The organism is Gordonia sp. PP30 (assembly GCF_023100845.1).
Lineage (GTDB): Bacteria > Actinomycetota > Actinomycetes > Mycobacteriales > Mycobacteriaceae > Gordonia.
The window spans coordinates 1,940,372-1,961,315 of the sequence record NZ_CP095864.1 but is presented as its reverse complement, the minus strand read 5'-3'; the positions used below and the strand labels follow the sequence as shown (position 1 = coordinate 1,961,315).

The window sequence follows — 20,944 nt, the reverse complement described above, 5'->3', positions numbered from 1 at the left end:
CCCTCCAAGGCAATCTCCGACGCTCTGCGCTGGGAGTGCCGACGCGGGCGCATCATTCGGGAGCGGCGCGGCGAGTACGCCTTGGGCGTCATCCCGAGGACCAGTGGCCGGCACATCGATCGTCGGCTGGCAGGACTCAGAGCGGTGCAGGTGGCTCCCCATCGCCAAACGGGCGACCGCCCAGCATCTCGCGCCCGTGCGGCATGAGCCAGTTCGCCAGATCCGGCCCCTTCGGCACGATGCCCGAGGGGTTCACGTCGCGGTGCACCTGGTAGTAGTGGCGCTTGATGTGGTCGAAATTGGTGCAGTCGCCGAAGCCGGGTGTCTGGAACAGGTCGCGCGCGTAGGCCCAGAGGACCGGCATCTCGGACAGCTTCTGCCGGTTGCACTTGAAGTGACCGTGGTAGACGGGATCGAAGCGGGCCAGGGTGGTGAACAGCCGGATGTCGGCCTCGGTGATGGTGTCGCCGACCAGGTAGCGCTGCGTCGCGAGGCGTTCGGACAGCCAGTCCAGGCGGTTGAAGAGCCGGTCGTAGGCGGCGTCGTACGACTCCTGCGATCCGGCGAAGCCGCACCGGTACACGCCGTTGTTGACGTCCCGGTACACCAGCGCGTTGACCTCGTCGATCTCCTCGCGCAGCTCCTCCGGATACAGCAGTGGGGCGCCGGGGCGATGATAGTCGACCCACTCGGTCTCGAAGTCGAGGGTGATCCGCGGGAAGTCGTTGGTGACGACGGCCCCGCTGCGCTCGTCGACGATCGCCGGGACGGTGATGCCCTTCTCGTAACCGGGGATCCGCGCGAAATAGGCGTCTTGCAGGCGCGGGATGCCCAGGACCGGATCGACGCCGCCGGGGTCGAGGTCGAAGGTCCACGATCGCTTGTCGTGCGTAGGTCCGCAGACCCCCATCGAGATCGCCCGCTCCAGACCGAGGAGGCGGCGGACGATGATCGCCCGGTTGGCCCACGGGCAGGCGTAGGAGACGACGAGCCGGTAGCGGCCCGGTTCTACCGGGTAGCCGTCGCGGCCGTCACGGGTGATCCGGGTTTCGATGTAGCGGGTGTCCCGCTCGAACGGCCGCTCCGCCGTGACATAGCTCGCCTGCTGATCGTTGTCTGTCGAGTCCGAGTTCGTCATGAACCCAGTGTTCCATCGACTCAGGCGCCGGCGTTCGGATCGCTCACTTCCAGCGCCTCGGTGTCCTCGCGGCTCACCTCATCGATCGCGTGCTCCAGCGGTTCGCGAACCTCCGCGAGGGCGGCCGCTTCGTCGTCGACGGGGCCTTCGAGCGCCCGGGCGAGTTCGGCGGCGACGTCGATGTAGCGCGCCTTGCGCACCTCCGGCTTGTCGATCTCCTCGGCGACGGTCTTGGCTATCACCCGCCGGATCTCGGCGTCGACCTGGGCCAGGTTGCGGATGATCTCGCCGCGCATGTTGCGGGAGGCGACGTCGACGAAGACGTCGCGCGGAGCCGGCGGGTCGACCTCGATGCGCAGTTCCAGGGGCTTGGCGCAGCGGACGGTCAGCGGCAGCGTGATCAGGCCGTCGACGTCGTACCGGATGCGGTCCAGCTTGAGGTCGATCAGCAGCCCGATGGCCAGCGGCAGCCGGACGGTGAAGGTGATCAGCTCGCCGACGTCGCGGGTGATCTCCGGTGCGGCGATCCGCACGTCGGCGATCACCTTGACGACACCCGCGGGTCCGGCGGGCAGCGGCCCCACCTGAAACTCTTCGCCGGCGATCGCGGAAAAGGCGGCCCCGATACGGTCTTCGGTCACCGCGACTTCGAAGAAGTTACGGCCGAACTCTTCGTACGACACATACTCAGGCACCGATATATCCTTACCCATTCCTGGCCGATTGGCGAAACATCGCCGGAACCCGCTGGTCAGCGCCCCGAGCGGTGGGAGGCGTCCGGGATCCGCGGTGGGCACGCGGTGCCCGGGAAGGTCAGCGACTCGAAGTGCCACCATTCGTTGCCGAACGGGCGGCAGAGTCCGTAGCGGTAGCCGTTGCGCTGCAGCCAGGCGGCCCCGGCCCGCGGCGCCACGTCGACGGCCTCGCCGGTGACGTGCGTCGACTCGCCCGGCGGCAGCACCCAGCGGCGTGCCGCGCCCGGGCTGCCGTAGGTCCGCAGCCCGTCGCGCCACAGTCGTTCCTGTTCGGCGCGGCTGCGCTTGCCGGAGTTGATGTACAGGGGCACGCCCGCCGCGTGCGCGTCGTTGGCGGCCAGGGAGTAGCCGACGGCGAGCCGCGGGGTGAGGCCCGCGGTGCCGGGGGCCAGCGGGATGCCGAGCACGTTCGCACCGGCCTTCGGCGGCGCGGCCTCGGCCGCCGACGGTACCGAGACCGCTGTCCCCGCCACCGCCAGCGCCGTGAACAGCGCGAACGCCGCTCGTCGTCCATGAAGCATCGCGCGCATGTGCTGCCCTTTCACCGTCGGCCCGATCCCTCCATCTTGCCAGTGCGGCCGGTCGATACGGTGGACGGGTGAGCACCGATTCCCTTTCTTCCGCTCCGCCCGCACCGGTCCTCGAGTTCGACGCCGTCGACTTCGTGCGGAGCGGCCGGCCGATTCTCCGCGAGGTGTCGTTCACGGTGCGCGCCGGTGAGCACTGGGCGCTGATCGGCCCGAACGGCGCGGGCAAGAGCACCATCCTGAGTATCTGCGGCGCGACCGCGCACCCGACCCGCGGCACGGCGACGGTGCTCGGGCATCGGCTCGGCACCGTCGACCTCCGCGCGCTGAAGCACTCGATCGGCCACGTGAATCCGCGGCACCCGTTGTCGTCGCCGCTGACGGTGTTCGAGGTGGTACTGACCGGGGAGACGGGCAGCAACGACCTGGTCCCCCGCTGGTCGCCCGAACCTGCGGTCCTCGCCCGCGCCGAGGAACTGATCACCGCGCTCGGGCTGCGCCCGATCCGCGACGCGGTGTGGCCGAACCTCTCGCAGGGCGAGCGCGGCCGGGCGCTGATCGCCCGCGCGCTGCTCCCCGACCCGGAGATCCTGCTGCTCGACGAGCCCACCACCGGGCTCGACGTCGCCGCCCGCGAGCGTTTCCTGCGCACGGTCGACGACCTGCACCACACCCACCCGGACCTCGCGACCGTGCTGGTGACGCATCATCTGGAGGAACTGCCGGTCAGCACGACGCACGCGATGCTGATCGGCGACGGCCGGCTGCTCGCGGCCGGCGACGCCGCCGACGTCCTCACCACCGAGAACGTCAGCGCCGCCTTCGACTACCCGATCGAGATCTCCCGGCACGACGGCCGCTGGCAGGCCCGCGCGGTCTGATCCCCCGGCCCGGGATCACTCGCGCAGCAGCGCGCGGAGGGTGTCGATGGTGTCGGCGTCGGCGGCGGGTTTGGCGTCGTCGCCGATGCGGTAGCGCTTGACGCGCGCGAACCGCAGCGCCACGCCGCCCGGATAGCGCGTGGAGCGCTGCACGCCGTCGATGGCGATCTCGACCACGACGACCGGGTCGACGTGCAGCACGTAGCCGTCGTCGCCGGTGGCGATGGTCGGGAAGAACTCGGTCTGCCAGCGCAGGGTCTCGTCGGTGAGGCCCTTGAACGTCTTGCCGACCATGACGAAGCCGCCCGGCTCACCGAAGCGCCCGTCGGGGTCGCGCGCCCCGAGGTGCAGGTTCGACAGCCAGCCGGTGCGGCGGCCGGAACCGCGTTCGACGGCGAGCACCACCAGGTCGTAGGTGTAGACCGGCTTCACCTTGATCCAGTGGGCGCCGCGCCGCCCGGCCGCGTAGGGCGCATCGAGCGACTTGACCATCACCCCTTCGTGTCCGGCGGCGAGTGCCTCGTCGAGCAGGTGGCCCGCGCCCTCGCCCGGCGCGGCGAGGCCGCCGCCGATCACCTCGGGACCGGCGATCGAGGCGAGCACCTCGCGCCGGACGCGCAGCGGTTCGTCGATCAGGCTGCGCCCGTCTGCGTAGAGGACGTCGAAGAACGAGACCGAGAGGGCGGCGTCGACGGTGCCGCCGAACCGGCTCATGGTATCCTGGAACGGCCGCGCCCGGCCGTCGGCGTCGAGCGTCAGCGTCTCCCCGTCGAGGACCAGGTCACCGCCGGGGAAGCCGGCGACCAACTCGACGACCTCCGGGACGCGCTCGGTCACCTCCGCCAGACTGCGCGTGAACGCGCGCACCTCACCGCCGACGCGATGCACTTGCAGGCGGGCGCCGTCGAGCTTGTGCTCGACCGACGCGGGCCCGGTGACCGCGAGGGCCTCCGCCACATCCGGCGCCGACGCGGCCAGCATCGGTGCGACCGGGATGCCGGGTGTCAGGCCGATGGTGCTCAGGTCGTCCCCGGCGAGGGCCCGCGCGGCGGTCGTGCCGAGGTCGCCGGACAGCATGGCGGCGCGGCGCAGGAGGTCCTTGCGCTGCCCGGCGGCCACCGCCGCCGCATCGGTGAGGACCCCGGCGAGCGCGCCGGTCCGGACCTCCCCGGTGATCACCCGGACCAGGAAGTCCTGTTCGCCGGCGGTCGCCCGGCCGAGCAGTCCGCTTAGGGTCTCGCGGCGGACCGTCGTGGATCCGGCGCCGGCCGCGCCGGCGAGCCGGGTGAACGCGGCGTCGACGTCGCCGAGCGTCAGCGACGATGCGGCGGCCGGAGCGGGCCGGACGCCGGCCACGCTGCGCCATCCGACACCGAGCCGGCCCTGCACCGGGCTGCCGAGCAGCAGGCCCACGGCGACCGGGATCTCGGCCTCGGCGAGCCGCGACAACAGCCCGGCCAGCACCTCGATCTTCACCGTCCGGGACCGGGTCGCGGCGGTCCGCGCGGCGGCGTCCACGAGCTCCCCGAGCGACGTCGCCACCGGCCCCTCGATCATGACCGCCAGCCTAGTGCGCCCGCCCGGCGGGCTACGGTGAAGCGATGGCTCCCCTCGACAGCGCAGCGCCGCAGCGGGCGGCCGCCACGTCGACCATCGCCGACCTGGACCGACTCATCACGACCTGTGCCGCCTGCCCGCGGCTCGTCGCCTGGCGGGAGGAGGTGGCCCGCGTCAAGCGGGCCGCGTTCGCCGACGAAACCTATTGGGGCCGAGCGGTTCCCGGCTTCGGCTCGGCCGACGCGTCGATCCTGATCGTCGGGCTGGCGCCGGCCGCGCACGGCGCCAATCGCACCGGCCGGATGTTCACCGGCGACCGCAGCGGCGACTTCCTGTTCGCCGCCATGCACGCCGTCGGCCTGGCGAACCGGGCGACCGCGTGGGCCGCCGACGACGGTCTGGAGTTGCTCGGCGCGCGGATCTCGTCGCCCGTCCGCTGCGCCCCGCCGGAGAACAAGCCCACCCCGGCGGAGCGTCGTACCTGCGCTCCGTTCCTGGCCCGCGAACTGGAACTCCTGGCGCCGACGCTCCGGGTGGCCGTCGTGCTCGGCGCGTTCGGCTGGCACGCCCTGTTCGCGGTGCTCACCGAGGCGGGGTGGACCGTGCCGAGGCCCCGGCCCGCGTTCGGGCACGGCGCGCAGGTCACCGTGCATCACCCCGACGGCCGCACGCTGACGGTGCTCGGCTGTTTCCACGTCAGTCAGCACAACACCTTCACCGGGCGCCTCACGCCGGGCATGCTCGAGGAGGTACTGCGGCGCGCCCAGCAGCTCGCCGGACGAGACGAAGGAGAGATACCGATGACCGCGACCCCGATCGTCCGGATCCGCCGGATCTACGACGAGCCCGATCCCGATGACGGCGCGCGTGTGCTGGTCGACCGTCTGTGGCCGCGCGGCGTCAGCAAGGACCGCGCCCATCTCGACGAGTGGTGCAAGACCGTGGCGCCGTCGACCGAATTGCGCAAATGGTACGGGCACGACCCGGCGAAATTCGACGAGTTCCGGGCCCGCTACACCGCCGAGCTGGACGCCGGCGGCGAGCAGTCGGTGGCGCTCGCCCAGCTGCGCAAGTTGGCCGCGGCCGGTCCGTTGACCCTGCTGACCGCCACCAAGGAGCCCGGGATCAGCGAAGCCGCGGTGTTGCGGCGACTCCTCACCGGAGGCACCTCATCGACGGCGTGAAGACCGTGGTGGCGGCGAGCGCCGTCCTGGTCGACGACGACGGCCGCGTCCTGCTGGTCAAGCGCGGGCACGAACCAGAGAAGGGCCACTGGTCGGTGCCCGGTGGCCGTGTGGAACCCGGTGAGACGCCCGCGCAGGCCGCGGTCCGGGAGGTCCGCGAGGAGACCGGTCTGGACGTCCGGGTCGGCGACGAGCTGTGGACGGCCATCGTGCCGTTCGGCGACGACAGCCGGTACGAGGTCCACGACTTCGCCGCCACCGTGCTCGGCGGGGAACTGCGCAGCGGCGACGACGCCGACGACGCCCGCTGGGTGGCGCCGGACCAGCTCGAGACGCTGCCCCTGTCCACCGGACTGCTCGGCTACCTCCGCGGCGCCGGGATCATCCCGCCGGAGGGATGACCGTCAGAGGTCGTCGTCGAGCGTCAGCTGCTCCACGTAGGCGCCCTGCCACACCGTGTCGAACGGGGTGTTCGCGGCGACCCGGCCCTCGATGCCCGCGGTCACGAACTCCTTCGCGAACTCGACGGCGCTCGCCACCGACGCGCCCTTGGCCAGTTCCGCGGTGATCGCGGCGGCGAGAGTGCAGCCCGCACCCGCGACGCGCTCGTCGCCGATCTTCGGCGCCGCGAAGACGATCGCCTCCTCGCCGTCGTACAGCACGTCGATCGCATCGGGTCCGGGCAGATCGACGCCGCCCTTGGCGACCACGTACCGCGGTCCCAGGTCGGCGATCCGCCGCGCCGCCTCCACCAGCTGCTCCGGCGTCTCGATGACGTCCATCCCGGACAGGGTCCGGGCTTCGAACAGGTTCGGGGTGACGACCGTCGCGAGCGGCAGGATCTGCTCACGCAGGGCGGTGTCGGTGTCCAGCGCCGCGCCGGGCTCCTGGCCCTTGCAGATCAGTACCGGGTCCAGGACGACATGCCGCCACGACTGGCCGCGCAACGCCCGCGCGACGACATCGATCGTGGCCGGAGTGCCGAGCATGCCGACCTTCACCACGTCGAGGTCGTGCGCGGTGGTCGCGGCCTCGATCTGGTCGGCGATCACCTGCGGATCGACCGGCACGAAGCGGTGCCCCCACCCGTTCTTCGGGTCGAAGGAGACGATGCAGGTGATGGTGCCGACGCCGTAGACGCCGAGTTCCTGGAAGGTCTTCAGATCTGCTTGGAGACCGGCGCCGCCGGTCGCTTCGGATCCGGCGATGACATAGGCGAGCTCAACCACGGCTACGAGGGTACTTCCGCCCCGGTGCGCGATGGTGGCGGCGTCTCACGAACCCGGCCAGTAGTGGCTGTCGGGCAGCGCCCGCGCCCCGAAGATCGCCTGACCGACGCGCACACACGTGGCACCCTCGGCGACCGCGACGTCGAAGTCGCCGGACATGCCCATCGACAGTTCACCCGGGCCGATCAGGTCCGGGTCGGTGTCGCGAGCCCGGTCGCGCACCTCGCGCAGCGTGCGGAAGCACTCGCGGACGCGCTCGGTGTCGTCGGTGAACAGCGCCAGGGTCATGAAGCCGCGGACCCGCAGCGTCTCGTAGCGAGGCAGCTCGGCGAGGAACGCGGGCACCTGCGCCGGTTCGAGCCCGTACTTCTGTTCCTCCGCCGAGGTGTTGACCTGGACCAGCACGTCCAGCGCCCGGCCGTGGGCCTGCAGCCGCCGGTCGAGCGCCTGCGCGACCCGCAGGCTGTCCAGCGCCTGGAACTCGGCGGCGAACGCCGCCACGTCCTTAGCCTTGTTGGTCTGCAGGTGCCCGATCACCGACCACGCGACACCCAGATCCGCCAGTTCCTCGGACTTCCGCCGGGCCTCCTGCACCTTGTTCTCGCCCAGCTCGCGGCATCCGGCCTCGACCGCCGCTCGCAACCGCTCCGCGGGCACCGTCTTGGACACCGGCAGCAGCCTCACTTCCGCGGGATCGCGCCCGGCGCCGAGGGCCGCCGCGTCGATCCGCGCCCGGACGGCGGCGAGATTCGCGCGGAACTCCGCCACCGTCGTCGCGGCCGGGTACCTGGCGGACTGCTCGTTCACGTCACGTTCCATGCCCCCATTGTCCGGCGACGACGTAGCGTCGACAGACATGGGACCCCTGGACGAGCTGCCCCCGGACACCTGGAACGACGGCCCCACCCTCGCCGACTTCACGACGTCGGTGTCGACGGCGCTCGGCTTCGGTGACCTGGCGCCGCTCACCGTGCCGGCCGGGCACACGGTAGTCGTGCTGCTGATCGACGGGCTGGGTGAGGTTCTGCTGCAAGAGCATTCGGTGTTCGCACCGACTCTGAGCCGGCACCGGACGACGACTCTGCGGGCGGGCTTCCCGTCGACCACGGCCACCAGTCTCACCAGTCTCGGCACCGGACTGTGCGCCGGCGAGCACGGGATCATCGGCTACAGCTTCGCGCCCCGCGACCTGGAATCGGCCGCGCGGCACACCCTCAACGCACTGCGCTGGACGCTCGACACCGCCGACGGGCCCGACGCATCGCGGCTCTTTCCGCCGGCCGTCGTGCAGCCGATGCCGAGCGCGTTCGACGAACTCGCCCAGGGCGGCGCCGACGTGGTGGCGGTCCTGCCCGGGGCGTTCCGCGGCTCCGGTCTGACGCGCGCCGCGTACGGCAGTCCCGCCGACTACCGCGATGGGTCGTCGCCGGAGGCGGTGCTGGGCCACCTGCGGGATCTGCTCGCCGAGGGCGATCGGGGGCCGCGGCTGATCTACGCGTACGTACCGGAACTCGACGCCGCCGGACACAAATGGGGACCGGGCACACCGGAATGGCGGGAGCGGCTGCGACTGGTCGACTCGCTGGTGCGGGAGGTGATCGCACTGCTCCCGGCCGGGGCGACGCTGGTGGCCACCGGTGACCACGGGATGATCTCGGCGGGCCGGCGGATCGATCTCGACACCGACACCGAGTTCACCGAGGGCACGGTCGCGCTGGGTGGTGAGGCGCGCGTGCGGCACGTCTACGCGGAGCCCGGTGCCGCCCGGGACGTCCTCGCCGCCTGGGCGGCCCTGCTCGACGGCGACGCCCACATCGCCTCCCGCGAGCAGGTGATCGACGAGGGCTGGTTCGGGCCCGCGATGGCGACGCACGTGGCCGACCGGATCGGCGACGTGGTCGCGGTCGGGCGGCGGGACGTGCTGCTGACCAGGAGCCTCGCCGAACCGATCGAGACCCGGATGCCGGGTCACCACGGCGGCTGGACCGCGGCCGAGCTGCTGGTGCCGCTGATCGTCGCCGCCGGTTGACCCGTCCGTCCAGATTCGCCAGCGCCGTCCAGATTCGCTAGCGAGATCCTAGGCTGGAGACCTGCACCGACCGCCGAGGAGCCCCATGCCCGCGAAAACCGCCGTGACCGTCGACTTCACCGCCCCGGTGGAGTCGGTCAACGATCGGACGATCCTGCGCCTGCCCGCGGCGGCAAGCGCCCGGCTGCCGTCCCGCGGCCAGGTGGCGGCGACCGGCACCCTCGACGGCCACGGATTCGGCACCGTCGTCGAGCCTGACGGCAAGAAGGGCCACTGGATCCGGTTGGACCCGCCGCTGCTCGAGGCGGTGGACGCCGCGACGGGCGACACCCTCCGCGTCGAACTCACCCCGACCAAGGACTGGCCGGAACCCGAGATTCCGGACGACTTCCAGGCCGCGCTGGCCGATGCCCCGGACATCGCCGAAGTCTGGGCCGCCATCACACCGATGGCGCGCTGGGAATGGGTGCGCTGGATCGGGGCGACGAAGAATCCGGCGACCCGGGAGAAGCGCATCCGCGTCGGGATCGACAAGCTGCGCCACGGCAAACGCCGCCCCTGCTGCTTCGATCTCTCCTCATGCACCGACCCGGCGGTCGCCCGAAGCGGTGTCCTACCGAGCAGCGAGTAGCGCCGGCCGGGCGGCGATCCGCCTACTGCTGCGCGGCCCACTCGGCGACGCGGCGGGCGCTCTCTTCCTCGGAGAGGTCCTCGACGCGGGACATCACGTTCCACCGGATGCCGTACGGATCGAGCAGGGACGCGAACCGGTCGCCGGAGACGAAGTGCATCGCCGGCTCGCGCAGCGTCGCCCCGGCCGCGACCGCTCGCTCGGCCACCGCGTCGGCGTCCTCGCAGTAGAGCGCCAGCGAATAGCAGACGCCGTCGGTGGGCGGCGGCACCAGCTGGTACTCGGGTGACGGGACACCGAGCTGGAGCCGGCCGTTCCCGAAGTCGAGTTCGGCGTGCGAGATCACGCCGTCGAACTCGGTGGACGCCACCAGCCGCGCCCCGAATACGCGCTGGTAGAAGTCGAGCGCGGCCGCGGCGTCGGGAATCGCCAGGAACGGCGTCAGCGAGGTGAAGCCGTGCGGGACTCCCGCCGTGGTGTGTTCCCCGGTGACGCCGCGGGTGGGGACGGGTACTGATGCGTTCTGCGTTTCCATGCCTCGACCGTACGGCCCCTCCCGGTCACCGGGCTTGTAGATTCGCGACCGTGGCAGATCTCGACGACGGACGCGGTGTCCTCTATCCGGCGCGGTTGCCGTCGCTGCGCCGGCTGATCGCACCGGACGACCTGCGCGACCGGATCCGCTGGTTCTGGATACCCCGCTGGGACCTGCCGGCCGGCGAGGTCTCACGCCAGGAGATACTGCCGTTCCCGGCGTCGAACCTGGTGATCGAACCCGAGGGGGTGGCGCTGGTCGGTCCGGCGACGGGCGTGTCGTACCGGGATCTGACCGGGCGCGGGTGGGCGGTCGGCGCGTTGCTGCGCCCCGCCGGACTGCTCGCCCTGCGGGACGTCTCCCCCGCCGCCGATCCGGCGGCGCTCCGCGATACCCAGACCCCGTTCCCGGCGGCGGAACTGCACGCCGCCGTGGTCGCCGCGATGCACGACGAGCAGGACGGGCCGTCGCGGGCGACCGAGGTGTACGCCGACTGGGCACGCGCCGGCCTGGCGAGGCCCGACGACACCGGCCTGCTCGCGAACGCGATGGAGGACCTGATCGCCGGTGACCGCGAGATCATCCGGGTGGACCAGCTCGCCGACCGGATGGGGCTCACGGTGCGGGCCGTGCAACGGCTGGCCCGGCGCGGTTTCGGCGTGCCACCGCTCGCGGTGATCCGCCGATACCGATTGCAGGAGGCCGCGCAGCGGCTGCGCGACGAGCCCACGCTGACCATCGCCCGGATCGCCGCCGATCTCGGCTACGCCGATCACGCCCATCTGGCCGCCGACTTCCGCACCGCGGCGAACCTGACGCCCCGCGACTACCGGCGCGACGCCCGGTGACGGACTCCGGTCAGCCGCCGCGCAGCTCGCGCTTGAGCAGCTTGCCGCTCTGGTTCCGCGGCAGCGAGTCGGCGAAGCGCACGGCCTTGGGCACCTTGAACGGCGCGAGCCGCGCCTTCACGTGCGCGATCAGCTCGTCCTCGGTCGCCGCGGCGCCGTCACGCAGCACGACCACCGCGGTGATCGCTTCGATCCACTTCTCGTCCGGCGTGCCGATCACCGCGACCTCGGCGACCGCGTCGTGCGTGTACACCGCGTCCTCGACCTCGCGCGAGGCCACCAGGATGCCGCCGGTGTTGATCACGTCCTTGATCCGGTCGACCACCGTCAGGTAGCCCGCACTGTCGCGAGTCACCAGGTCGCCGGAGTGGAACCAGCCGTCGCGGAACGCCTCCCGGGTGGCGTCCGGGTTGTCCCAGTACCCCAGGCACAGCTGCGGCGACCGGTACAGCACTTCCCCCGGCTCCCCGTCCGCGACGTCCATACCGTCCGCGTCGACCACCCGGGTCTGCACGAACAGCGCCGGGCGCCCGGCCGACGACGGCCGCTCGGCGTGCTCCTCCGGGCGCAGGACGGTGGCCAGCGGGCCGATCTCGGACTGCCCGAAGCAGTTGTAGAAGCCCAGTCCCGGGAAGCGTTCGCGGAGCCGGTTCAGCACGGTGACCGGCATGATCGACGCCCCGTACTGGGCCTTGGTCAGTGATGACAGGTCGCGGGTGTCCAGATCGGGGTGACCGGCGAGCGGTACCCACACCGTCGGCGCCAGGAACAGCGAGCCGATCCGGTCACGCTCCACCACGCGCAGGATCTCCGCGATGTCCGGCACCGGGAGCAGCGTCACCGTCGCCCCCACCGACAGGTACGGAAGCATGAACACGTGCATGCCGGCCGAGTGGTAGAGCGGCATGCAGATCAGCGGGTTGTCGGCGGCGGCGAGATCGAGTCCGACGATGCACGAGGTGTACTCGTGGATGAGCGCACTGTGCGTCATCATCGCGCCCTTGGGCTTGGACGTGGTGCCCGAGGTGTAGAGCAGCTGCACGATGTCGGTGTCGGCCGCCCCCGGGTCGAGCTCGGGGACGTCGCCGCCGCTCGCCAGAGTGAGCAGCGAGTCGTCGGTGTCGCGCAGCGCGACCACCTGCTCGACGGGCGTCCGCGCCGCGATCGCGTCGAAGGTCTCTCGCAGCGCCGGGTCGACGAGCACGGCCCGCGCGCCGGACTGGACGAGCAGGTAGCTCAGTTCCTCGCCGGTCAGCGCGTAGTTGATCGGCACGTGGATCAGCCCCGCGCGGGCGGCGGCCAGATAGCCGATCACATAGGCGTCGGAGTTGGTGCCGTAGGCGGCGATGCGGTCACCGGCGGTCAGTCCCAGGGCGAGCATCCGCGCGGCGGCGCGGGAGACGGCGTCGTCGAGTGCGGCGTACGTCAGCTCCCGGTCCGCGAAGCGCAGCGCGACCCGGTCGCCGTGCCGGGCGGCGCTCCGCGCGACGATCCCGTCCACGGTGTCCGCCCGGGCCCGGGCGACATCCGGGACGTGCGCGGAAAGTGCTTCTGACATGGTCTTTCCTCCTTACGGTCGAGGACCGTCCGCCCCGGGCACCGGCGCGTCGATCGGCCGGTGAGAAGCGTCCGAAAGTGAGACGTCCACAACGTGCTATGCAACACAACACTAGGTGTCAGTGAGTTGAACCACAGCCACAGAGAGGTAAAACACATGACTGTCACCGACACCCGCCCGGACACCGAATCCGGCGAAACCACCAAGACCCTCGACGCCCTGGTGATCGGCGCCGGCGTGGCCGGCCTGTACCAGGTCTATCAGCTGAAGAAGCTCGGCCTGAACGTCCACGGCTACGAGGAGGCCTCCGACGTCGGCGGCACCTGGTACTGGAACCGGTACCCGGGCGCCCGCTTCGACTCGGAGGGTTACATCTACCAGTACATGTTCGACGAAGACCTCTACAAGGGCTGGAGCTGGAGCAAGAAGTTCCCGGACCAGTCGGAGATCGAGGACTGGTTCCACTACGCCACCGACAAGCTCGGCGTCCGCGACGACTTCGACTTCAGCACCCGGATCACCAGCGCCGAGTTCGACGAGGTGACCGGCCGCTGGACGGTCACCACCGACCGCGGCCAGATCATCGACACCCGGTTCCTGGTGTCGTGCGCGGGCATGCTGTCGGCGCCGCTGACCAGCATGTTCGAGGGCCAGGACACCTTCCTCGGCGAGATCTTCCACACCTCCCGCTGGCCGCGGGACGGCGTCCAGCTGCTCAACAAGCGCGTGGCCGTGATCGGCACCGGCGCGACCGGCATCCAGGTGATCCAGACCATCGCGCCGGACGTGGAACTGCTCAAGGTGTTCGTCCGCACCCCGCAGTTCACCCTGCCGATGAAGAATCCCGACTACACCACGGCCGATGTGCGGGCTTACCACGACAAGTTCGAGCACCTGCGCGACACCGTCAAGACCACCGTGGTCGGCTTCGAGTACGACTACACCACCAAGGAGTGGGCCGAGCGCACCGAGGAGGAGCGCCGCGAGCTGCTGGAAGAGTGCTACAACGACGGCTCGCTGAAGCTGTGGATCGCGTCGTACCTGTCGATGTTCGTCGATCCCGACGTCAGCGCGGCGGTCTCGGACTTCGTGCGCGCCAAGATCGGGGCGCGGCTGCGCGACCCGAAGCTGATCGACCTGCTGGTCCCGAAGCCCGAGGACTTCGGCTTCGGCACCCACCGCGTCCCGCTGGAGCGCGGCTACTACGAGGTGTTCCACCGCCCCAACGTCGAGGCGATCGGCGTGCGGAACAACCCGATCACGCGGATCGTGCCCGAGGGCATCGAGCTCGCGGACGGCACCCTGCACGAGGTGGACGTCATCATCATGGCGACCGGCTTCGACGCCGGCAGCGGCGCACTGTCCCGGCTCGATCCGAAGGGCCGCGGCGGCCGGTCGCTCGCCGACGACTGGAACCGGGAGATCCGGTCGACCATGGGCTTCATGGTGCACGGCTACCCGAACCTGCTGACCACCGGCATCCCGCTCGCGCCGTCGGCCGCCCTGTGCAACATGCCGACCTGCCTCCAGCAGCAGACCGAGTGGATCTCCCGTCTGATCGGTCACATGCAGGAGAACGGTCACCGCGTCGTCGAACCGACGCTGGAAGGCGAGGAGGCCTGGGTGCAGCACCACGACGAAGTGACCCAGGCGACCCTCATCGCCAAGACCGACTCCTGGTACAACGGCGCGAACGTCGAGGGCAAACCGCGCGGCCGCGTCCTGTCGTACCTGGGTGCCGCCGATTTCCGGCAGCGCACCGACGAGAACGCCGACCGGGGCTACCCCGGCTTCCGCTTCGCCTGACCGCCCGCGGCCCGCCCGCCTCACGAACGTCTCGATCCGAGACGCCGCCGGCCGCCACCGAGCCACAATGGTGAGCGGGAACACATCCGATCCGTCCGGCGGCCGGGCCCGGCGTCCGCCACGTCATCCCCGAAACATCGACCCCAAGGAGACCCCCAGCAATGGCCATCGACAACCCCTTCTACACACCCGAATTCCAGGGCGAGTACGACCTGATCAGCATCGGTGAACTGGCCCTCGAGGAAGGCGGGGTGATCCCCGACTGCGAACTGGCCGTCGCCACCTACGGCACCCTCAACGAGGCCAAGGACAACGCGATCCTGATCCCGACCTGGTTCTCCGGAACACACGTCACCTGGCGGGACGTGTACATCGGCCCGGAGCACGCGCTCAACCCGGAGAAGTACTTCATCATCGTCGTCAACCAGATCGGCAGCGGCCTGTCGACCTCGCCGCACAACGCCGACGGCGCGAACGCCGGGCTCTCGATGTCGAAGTTCCCGCACGTCCGGATCGGCGACGACGTGGTGGCGCAGGAGCGCCTGCTGCGCGAGCACTACGGCATCGACACGCTGGCCCTGGTGGTCGGCGGATCGATGGGCGCCCAGCAGACGTACGAGTGGGCGGTGCGATTCCCCGAGAAGGTACTGCGGGCGGCCCCGATCGCCGGCACCGCGCAGAACACCCCGGACGACTACCTGATCGCCCAGGTGGTCTGCGAGCAGATGACGTCCGACCCGGGCTGGAACGGCGGCGAGTACGCGTCGAACGCCGATGTCTTCGACGGCCTCAAGCGCATGTCGCACATCTGGGCCATCAAGGGCCTGTCCAGCGACTTCTGGAAGCTGGAGGTGTACAGGGCACTCGAATTCCAGAACAAGGAGGAGTTCCTGGCGGGCTTCCTGGAACCGGTCTTCACCGCGATGGACCCCAACGACCTGCTCACCCAGGCCTGGGCCTGGCAGCGCGGCGACGTCGCGCGGCACACCGGTGGCGACCTGGCGGCAGCGCTCGGCCGGATCACCGCCAAGGTCTTCGTCCTGCCGATCGACCTCGATCAGCTGTTCCCGCCGGCCGACTGCCGGGCCGAGGCCGACCTGATCCCGAACGCCGAGTTCCGCGTCATCAACGACGTCCTCGGCCACCTCGGGCTCTTCGGCGTCGCACCGACGTACATGGAGCAGGTGGACGCCCACCTGAGCGAGCTGCTGGCCGCCGAGGTCTGAGTCCGCCCCGAGTGGACGACGCCTCGTCCACTGTCCGTTCGGACAGGGGGCGAGGCGTCCGATCGGACGGGATCGGCATCCGATCGGCCATCGGCGGCGAGTGCGACCGACATAACTCCCCTTCTGCGCGAACCCTGAAACCGGAGCCGAGGAGGCATTCGACATGACCGCGACCCGTATCGATCGTCGTGAGGCGACCAGCCCGATCGGTCTGCCCAGATACATCGAGCAGTCGTGGCGGCGATCGCGGGAGGCCGGTCTCGCCCCGGACCGGACCATCACGCAGATCGAGTACGTCACCGATCTCGACTTCCAGCGGCGCCTGGTCCAGTGCGCGTCCCCGGTGCTCGATCAGTTGCACACCGACCTGTCGGGCATGCCGCTGAGCATCGCGCTGACCGACGAGCACGCCCGGGTGATGCTGCGGCGCGACGCCGACGGACGGCTCGGCGATCTGCTCGACCGCGCCTGCTTCGCCCCCGGTTTCGACTACTCCGAGGCCTCGGTCGGCACCAATGGCGTCGGCACCGCCATCGAGACGGGGATGCCCGTCTACATCGACGGCACCCAGCACTTCAACGCCGGGATCCGCGGCTTCACCTGCGCGGGCGCCCCCGTCCACGACCCGGTGACCGGTCGGCTGGAGGGCATCATCGACATCAGCTGCCAGACCGGGCACGCCAATCCGATGATGCGGCAGCTCGTGGTGTCGGCGGCCCGCGACATCGAGAGCGCCCTCAGTTCCAGCGGCTCGGCCAAGCAACTCGCCGTGCTCGACGCCTTCGTGGCCGCCTGCCGCCGCCGCACCACCGCGGTCTACTCGCTGAGCTGCGGCGTCTTCATGTCGAACACCGCCGGAACCCCGCTGCTCGACCCGATCGACGAGGCCTTCCTCCGCGAGGAGGCGCAGTCGATGCTGGTGCCGTCGCGGCTGCGCCAATTCACCCTGACCCTGCCGTCCGGGCAGGTGATCGAGGTGAAGCGCACCCTCATCGAGGAGGGCGGCGAGTCGGCCGGAGTGGTCCTCGAGGTGGAACACGCCCCCGCCGCGGTTCGCACCCCGGCGCGCGCCATGAGCGGCCGCGCCCCCGCCCTGCCCGGCTCGGTGGGCGGTTCCCCGCAGTGGTCGCGCTGCCGCGCCCGGGTGTCGCAGCTCGCCGCGGAGGGCACCAACACCCTGCTGATCGGCGAGGACGGCGCCGGTCGCGCCACCCTGGCCCGGGGTGCGCAGCTCAACAAGAATCCGCAGGCGGTCTGCGCGATGGTCGACTGCTCGTCCCCCGCCGTCGTCACCGAGGTGCGCGCGGCGATCGCCTCCAGCGCCCCCAGCGTGGTGCTCCGGCGGATCGACGCCCTCGCCCCGGACGACGACGCCGAGATCGCCGCGCTGGTCTCCGCCGACCAGCACCGCTATCCGGCACGATGGATCGTCGGCACCGCACGGCCGGGCGGTGACGCGCTCCTGGAATCCGCGCTGGTCCAGTGCTTCGCGATGACCGTCGAGCTCCCTGCGCTCCGGCATCACCCCGACGACATTCCCGAGATCGTCCGCATGCACGCCCACCAACTGGCCCCGAATCGCGCGCCGGCCTTCACCGACGGTCTGCTGCGCGCGCTCAAGAAGTACCCGTGGCCCGGCAACGTCGCCGAACTGGTGACGGTGTTGCGGCACGCGCTGCGCGTCAACCTGACCGGCCCGCTCACCGAGAACGACCTGCCGCCCTCGGTCCACTCCGCGCCCAAGCGGGTGATGACCTCCCTGGAGACCGCCGAACGGGACACCATCGTCGAGGCCCTGCGCGAATACGGCGGCAACCGGACGAAGGCCGCGCGGGCGCTGGGGATCGCCCGGTCGTCGCTGTATCGCAAGATCGACGTCTACGGCATCCACCTGTAGACGCGACGACCGGCCGCTCGCCGAGGCAGGTGCCCGGTCCACGCACCCGCGCGCCGCGGTTCGGGCACTCTGAGAAGGCATCCGTTCATCAGGGAGGACATCATGGCCGCAACGGTCAATTGGAAGAAGCTGGCGGGGCGCACCCTGGTCGAGCCGGGCAGCACGGTCGATCTCGCGCGGGACTTCGACACGGGCGACAAGCCGAAGGGCCTGAAGAAGGCCGACGGTCTCGCTCAGCTGGAGGAGGCCAAGACGCAGCTCTTCGCGCTGCAGGACAGGTTCTACGCGCAGGCCGATCGCTCGCTGCTGATCGTGCTGCAGGCGATCGACGCGGCGGGCAAGGACAGCACCATCAAGCACGTCATGTCCGGCGTGAATCCGGAGGGCGTGGACGTCCACAGCTTCAAGGCGCCGTCCGCGCAGGACCGCGCCCACGGCTACCTGTGGCGGCACCAGCTGGTGACACCCGAACTCGGCCGCATCGGCATCTTCAACCGGTCGCACTATGAGAACGTGCTGGTCACGCGCGTGCACCCGGAGATGCTGTGGCCGGAGTCGGCGACCCTGCACCGCAAGGGCCTCTGGAAGCGGCGGTACCGGGACATCAACGACTGGGAGCGGTACCTGACCGACAACGGCACCACCGTCGTCAAGCTGTTCCTCAACGTCTCCTACGAGGAGCAGGGCCGCCGGTTCCTGGAACGCATCGACCGCCCGGACAAGAACTGGAAGTTCTCGGCCACCGACATGGCCGAGCGCGCTCTGTGGCCGGAGTACCAGAAGGCGTTCAGCGAGATGCTCAGCCGTACGAGCACCGAGTACGCGCCGTGGCATGTGATCCCGGCCGACCACAAGTGGGCGAGCCACCTGTCGACGTTCGCCGTGTTGCTCGAAGCCCTGTCCGGGCTGAACCCGGCGTACCCGGCCGTCTCCGAACAAGAGAGGGCGAGCCTGTCCGGCTACCGGGCCGAGTTGCTCAGGCAGGTGCCGGCTCTCGCCGCGGACGAGGAGGGCTGAGCCGCCGATCGGGCGGGGCCGCAGTCCGGGCGGGGCCGCCGATCAGGAGAAGCGCAGGTCCAGGGTCGCCATGCCGAAGATCTTCTTGTCGTTGGCCTTGGCGGTGAGGATCATCGTGCCGCTGCGCGTCTCGGGGTCGAGCGACTTGACCTTGCCGCCGTACGCGATGTCACCGCGGCCGTCGGCCGGCACGATCGCCGGGGCGGACAGGCGCACGGCGAAGCGGCGGACCGCGCCCGGATCACCCGACCACGCGGAGATCACGCCCGCACCCAGGCCCATGGTCAGCATGCCGTGGGCGATCACATCGGGCAGGCCGGCCAGCTTCGCGATGGACTCGTCCCAGTGGATCGGATTGGCGTCGCCGGAGACGCCCGCGTAGTTCACCAGGTCGCCGCGGGAGAGCCCGGTGTGATGCTCGGGCAGCAGGTCACCCTTGGCCAGTTCGTCGAAGCTCCGCGACCCGACGGCGCGGGTGGCCCCGGCGGTCGAATCGGCGGGCGCCTCCCCCTCGCGGACGGTCTTGACGTAGTCGGCCGCCGCATCCTCCACCGAGAGGATGTCGACGTCGTGCATCATCACCTTGGCGACGGCCGCGGAGATGCCCGGATCCACCTCGTCGGCCGAGACGCCGACGACGGTGGTGTGCATGCGGTGCACGGTCTCCCCGTGCTGGTCGACGAAGGTGTTGGTGATGGTGATCATGTCCTTGCCGGCGATCCGCCGCACGGAGGAGAGCTCGACGTCGGTGCGCAGCACGTCGCCGACGACGATCGGGCGGTACTGCTCGAAGACCTGCTCGGTCTGCACGTAGGTCTCGTAGCCGACCACCACTTCTTGCATCAGCTTCTGGTTGGCGGCCATCGCCGGGATCGATGTGAACGTCAGCGGAGCCACCAGGCCCGAGTAGCCGAGGCCGGCCGCGGCCGCCTCGTCCCAGTGCACCGGGTGGTAGTCCTGCACCGCGCGGGCGTACTCGCGAACCTTCTCGCGCCCGACCTGGTACTCGTGTTCCATCACGTAGTAGTGGCCGACGCGCTCGATCAGCGCGGTGTTCTCCGACGTGGTCATCGATTCTCCCAGTTCCCGGGCCGGCCCCCGAAAGGCAGGCAACCTACGAAATCGTAGTACCGGGCGAACTCACGCTCGTCGTCGGCCGTGCCACGATGGCTTCATGACCACACGATCCGGTACCGCGCCGTCGGGCGACATCGAGCTGTATTACGACGAGTTCGGCGACCCCGCCGACCCGCCCGTGCTGCTGATCATGGGACTCGGGGCCCAGATGGTGTTCTGGCGCGAGGAGTTCTGCCGGCTGATCGCCGGCGCGGGCTACCGGGTGATCCGCTTCGACAACCGCGACATCGGCCTCAGCGGCAAACTCGACGGCGCCCGCGTCGGTGGTCCCCCGCTTCCCGTGAAGCTCGGCCGCACGTTCGCCGGTCTCCCGGTGCCCGGGGCGCCGTACCGCCTGCCGGCCATGGCCGACGACGCCCGCGCCGTGCTCGACCACCTCGGCATCGACCGCGCTCACATCGTCGGCGCCTCGATGGGCGGCATGATCACCCAGATCTTCGCGGCCAGGCACGCCGACCGGACGCGAACGGCGACCATCGTGATGTCGAGCAACAACAAGGCCTTCCTGCCGCCGCCCGGCGCCCGGCAGATGAAGGCGCTCATCACGCCCCCGCCCAAGGGGGCCGGCCGCGACGAGATCATCGAGCACACGACGCGGGTGCGCGCCGTCATCGGCAGCCCCGTCTACCCGCAGGATCCCGCGGTGGCCCGCCTGCACTCGGCCGAGTACTTCGACCGCAGTTACTACCCGGCCGGCATGCTGCGCCAGTTCGCGGCCATCCTGGGCACCGGATCGCTCGTCGGCTACAACCGGCGGATCGCCGCGCCCACCCTGGTGCTGCACGGCACGCACGACAAGCTGATGCGGCCGTCCGGCGCCCGCGCGATCACTCGCGAGGTCCCCGGAGCACGACTCGCCATGATCGACGGCATGGCCCACGATCTGCCCGAGCCGCTGTGGGACCGGATCGTCGGTGAGCTCACCGACCACTTCGACACCGCCACCACCTGATTCGTCTCACCCATTTCGCGACAGTCTCATAATTTTC

The 20,944-nt window shown here is 70.6% G+C and carries 20 protein-coding genes and 1 pseudogene; 12 read left to right on the top strand and 9 right to left on the bottom strand.

Annotation, left to right across the window (positions count from 1 at the left end):
* Positions 1 to 136: 136 nt before the first annotated feature.
* From MYK68_RS08990 to MYK68_RS08980, 3 genes are read right to left on the bottom strand one after another with little or no spacing between them, the layout of a single operon-like run.
* Positions 137 to 1,138, bottom strand: a complete 1,002-nt coding sequence (locus tag MYK68_RS08990; RefSeq protein WP_247867603.1) for a glutathione S-transferase family protein — start codon at positions 1,136 to 1,138, stop codon at positions 137 to 139.
* Positions 1,139 to 1,158: 20 nt separating this feature from the next.
* Positions 1,159 to 1,833 carry a hypothetical protein gene (locus MYK68_RS08985; RefSeq protein ID WP_349306170.1) on the bottom strand — a complete coding sequence of 225 codons (675 nt, stop codon included), beginning with the start codon at positions 1,831 to 1,833 and terminating at the stop codon, positions 1,159 to 1,161.
* A 56-nt stretch (positions 1,834 to 1,889) separates the two neighbouring features.
* Positions 1,890 to 2,414 carry a M15 family metallopeptidase gene (locus tag MYK68_RS08980; protein WP_440713036.1) on the bottom strand — a complete coding sequence of 175 codons (525 nt, stop codon included), beginning with the start codon at positions 2,412 to 2,414 and terminating at the stop codon, positions 1,890 to 1,892.
* 77 nt (positions 2,415 to 2,491) lie between these two features.
* Here MYK68_RS08980 and MYK68_RS08975 point away from each other — a divergent pair, with 77 nt between their 5' ends.
* Positions 2,492 to 3,301 carry an ABC transporter ATP-binding protein gene (locus MYK68_RS08975; RefSeq protein ID WP_247867598.1) on the top strand — a complete coding sequence of 270 codons (810 nt, stop codon included), beginning with the start codon at positions 2,492 to 2,494 and terminating at the stop codon, positions 3,299 to 3,301.
* Positions 3,302 to 3,316: 15 nt separating this feature from the next.
* Here the strand turns inward: MYK68_RS08975 and MYK68_RS08970 are convergent, their stop codons facing one another.
* Positions 3,317 to 4,858, bottom strand: a complete 1,542-nt coding sequence (locus MYK68_RS08970; protein WP_247867587.1) for an ATP-dependent DNA ligase — start codon at positions 4,856 to 4,858, stop codon at positions 3,317 to 3,319.
* Positions 4,859 to 4,902: 44 nt separating this feature from the next.
* On the opposite strand from MYK68_RS08970, the pseudogene MYK68_RS08965 reads away from it, so the two are divergent.
* The 3 genes and pseudogenes from MYK68_RS08965 to MYK68_RS08955 form a co-directional block, all read left to right on the top strand.
* Positions 4,903 to 5,637, top strand: a pseudogene (locus tag MYK68_RS08965) (uracil-DNA glycosylase); the annotation flags it as partial.
* Positions 5,638 to 5,658: 21 nt separating this feature from the next.
* A complete protein-coding gene (locus MYK68_RS08960) occupies positions 5,659 to 6,042 on the top strand; it encodes a DUF488 domain-containing protein (RefSeq protein ID WP_247867985.1) in 384 nt (127 codons plus the stop codon).
* Positions 6,039 to 6,443, top strand: a complete 405-nt coding sequence (locus MYK68_RS08955; RefSeq protein ID WP_247867582.1) for an NUDIX hydrolase — start codon at positions 6,039 to 6,041, stop codon at positions 6,441 to 6,443. The genes MYK68_RS08960 and MYK68_RS08955 overlap by 4 nt, the downstream gene beginning before the upstream one ends.
* 3 nt (positions 6,444 to 6,446) lie before the next feature.
* Here MYK68_RS08955 and thiD read toward each other — a convergent pair whose 3' ends face one another.
* Complete coding sequence (gene thiD, locus MYK68_RS08950; RefSeq protein WP_247867580.1) at positions 6,447 to 7,271, bottom strand: bifunctional hydroxymethylpyrimidine kinase/phosphomethylpyrimidine kinase; 825 nt, start codon at positions 7,269 to 7,271, stop codon at positions 6,447 to 6,449.
* Between the two features lie 45 nt (positions 7,272 to 7,316).
* Complete coding sequence (locus tag MYK68_RS08945; RefSeq protein WP_247867578.1) at positions 7,317 to 8,090, bottom strand: YggS family pyridoxal phosphate-dependent enzyme; 774 nt, start codon at positions 8,088 to 8,090, stop codon at positions 7,317 to 7,319.
* A 37-nt stretch (positions 8,091 to 8,127) separates the two neighbouring features.
* Between MYK68_RS08945 and MYK68_RS08940 the strand changes: the two genes are divergently transcribed.
* Both MYK68_RS08940 and MYK68_RS08935 read left to right on the top strand, forming a co-directional pair.
* On the top strand, positions 8,128 to 9,300 hold the full coding sequence (locus MYK68_RS08940; protein WP_247867575.1) for an alkaline phosphatase family protein: 1,173 nt from the start codon (positions 8,128 to 8,130) through the stop codon (positions 9,298 to 9,300).
* Between the two features lie 85 nt (positions 9,301 to 9,385).
* Positions 9,386 to 9,931, top strand: coding sequence for a YdeI/OmpD-associated family protein (locus MYK68_RS08935; RefSeq protein ID WP_247867574.1), 546 nt, complete (start codon positions 9,386 to 9,388; stop codon positions 9,929 to 9,931).
* 22 nt (positions 9,932 to 9,953) lie between these two features.
* On the opposite strand, the gene MYK68_RS08930 is transcribed toward MYK68_RS08935, so the two are convergent.
* Positions 9,954 to 10,466 (bottom strand): VOC family protein, encoded by a 513-nt coding sequence (locus MYK68_RS08930; protein WP_247867573.1) that lies wholly within the window; start codon positions 10,464 to 10,466, stop codon positions 9,954 to 9,956.
* Between the two features lie 50 nt (positions 10,467 to 10,516).
* Here MYK68_RS08930 and MYK68_RS08925 point away from each other — a divergent pair, with 50 nt between their 5' ends.
* Positions 10,517 to 11,314: an AraC family transcriptional regulator gene (locus tag MYK68_RS08925; RefSeq protein ID WP_247867570.1), complete on the top strand. Its 798-nt coding sequence runs from the start codon at positions 10,517 to 10,519 to the stop codon at positions 11,312 to 11,314.
* Between the two features lie 10 nt (positions 11,315 to 11,324).
* Here the strand turns inward: MYK68_RS08925 and MYK68_RS08920 are convergent, their stop codons facing one another.
* Positions 11,325 to 12,872 carry an acyl-CoA synthetase gene (locus MYK68_RS08920; RefSeq protein WP_247867568.1) on the bottom strand — a complete coding sequence of 516 codons (1,548 nt, stop codon included), beginning with the start codon at positions 12,870 to 12,872 and terminating at the stop codon, positions 11,325 to 11,327.
* A gap of 156 nt (positions 12,873 to 13,028) precedes the next feature.
* Here MYK68_RS08920 and MYK68_RS08915 point away from each other — a divergent pair, with 156 nt between their 5' ends.
* From MYK68_RS08915 to MYK68_RS08900, 4 genes are all read left to right on the top strand, one after another.
* Positions 13,029 to 14,678: a flavin-containing monooxygenase gene (locus MYK68_RS08915; protein WP_247867567.1), complete on the top strand. Its 1,650-nt coding sequence runs from the start codon at positions 13,029 to 13,031 to the stop codon at positions 14,676 to 14,678.
* Positions 14,679 to 14,839: 161 nt separating this feature from the next.
* Complete coding sequence (locus MYK68_RS08910) at positions 14,840 to 15,904, top strand: alpha/beta fold hydrolase (protein ID WP_247867563.1); 1,065 nt, start codon at positions 14,840 to 14,842, stop codon at positions 15,902 to 15,904.
* Positions 15,905 to 16,067: 163 nt separating this feature from the next.
* Entirely contained in the window at positions 16,068 to 17,801 is a 1,734-nt protein-coding gene (locus MYK68_RS08905; protein ID WP_247867561.1) for a sigma-54-dependent Fis family transcriptional regulator, read from the top strand.
* 102 nt (positions 17,802 to 17,903) lie between these two features.
* Complete coding sequence (locus MYK68_RS08900) at positions 17,904 to 18,818, top strand: PPK2 family polyphosphate kinase (RefSeq protein ID WP_247867559.1); 915 nt, start codon at positions 17,904 to 17,906, stop codon at positions 18,816 to 18,818.
* A gap of 42 nt (positions 18,819 to 18,860) precedes the next feature.
* On the opposite strand, the gene MYK68_RS08895 is transcribed toward MYK68_RS08900, so the two are convergent.
* Positions 18,861 to 19,889 (bottom strand): fused (3R)-hydroxyacyl-ACP dehydratase subunits HadA/HadB, encoded by a 1,029-nt coding sequence (locus MYK68_RS08895; protein ID WP_247867558.1) that lies wholly within the window; start codon positions 19,887 to 19,889, stop codon positions 18,861 to 18,863.
* Positions 19,890 to 19,992: 103 nt separating this feature from the next.
* Between MYK68_RS08895 and MYK68_RS08890 the strand changes: the two genes are divergently transcribed.
* A complete protein-coding gene (locus MYK68_RS08890) occupies positions 19,993 to 20,907 on the top strand; it encodes an alpha/beta fold hydrolase (protein ID WP_247867557.1) in 915 nt (304 codons plus the stop codon).
* Positions 20,908 to 20,944: the final 37 nt, after the last annotated feature.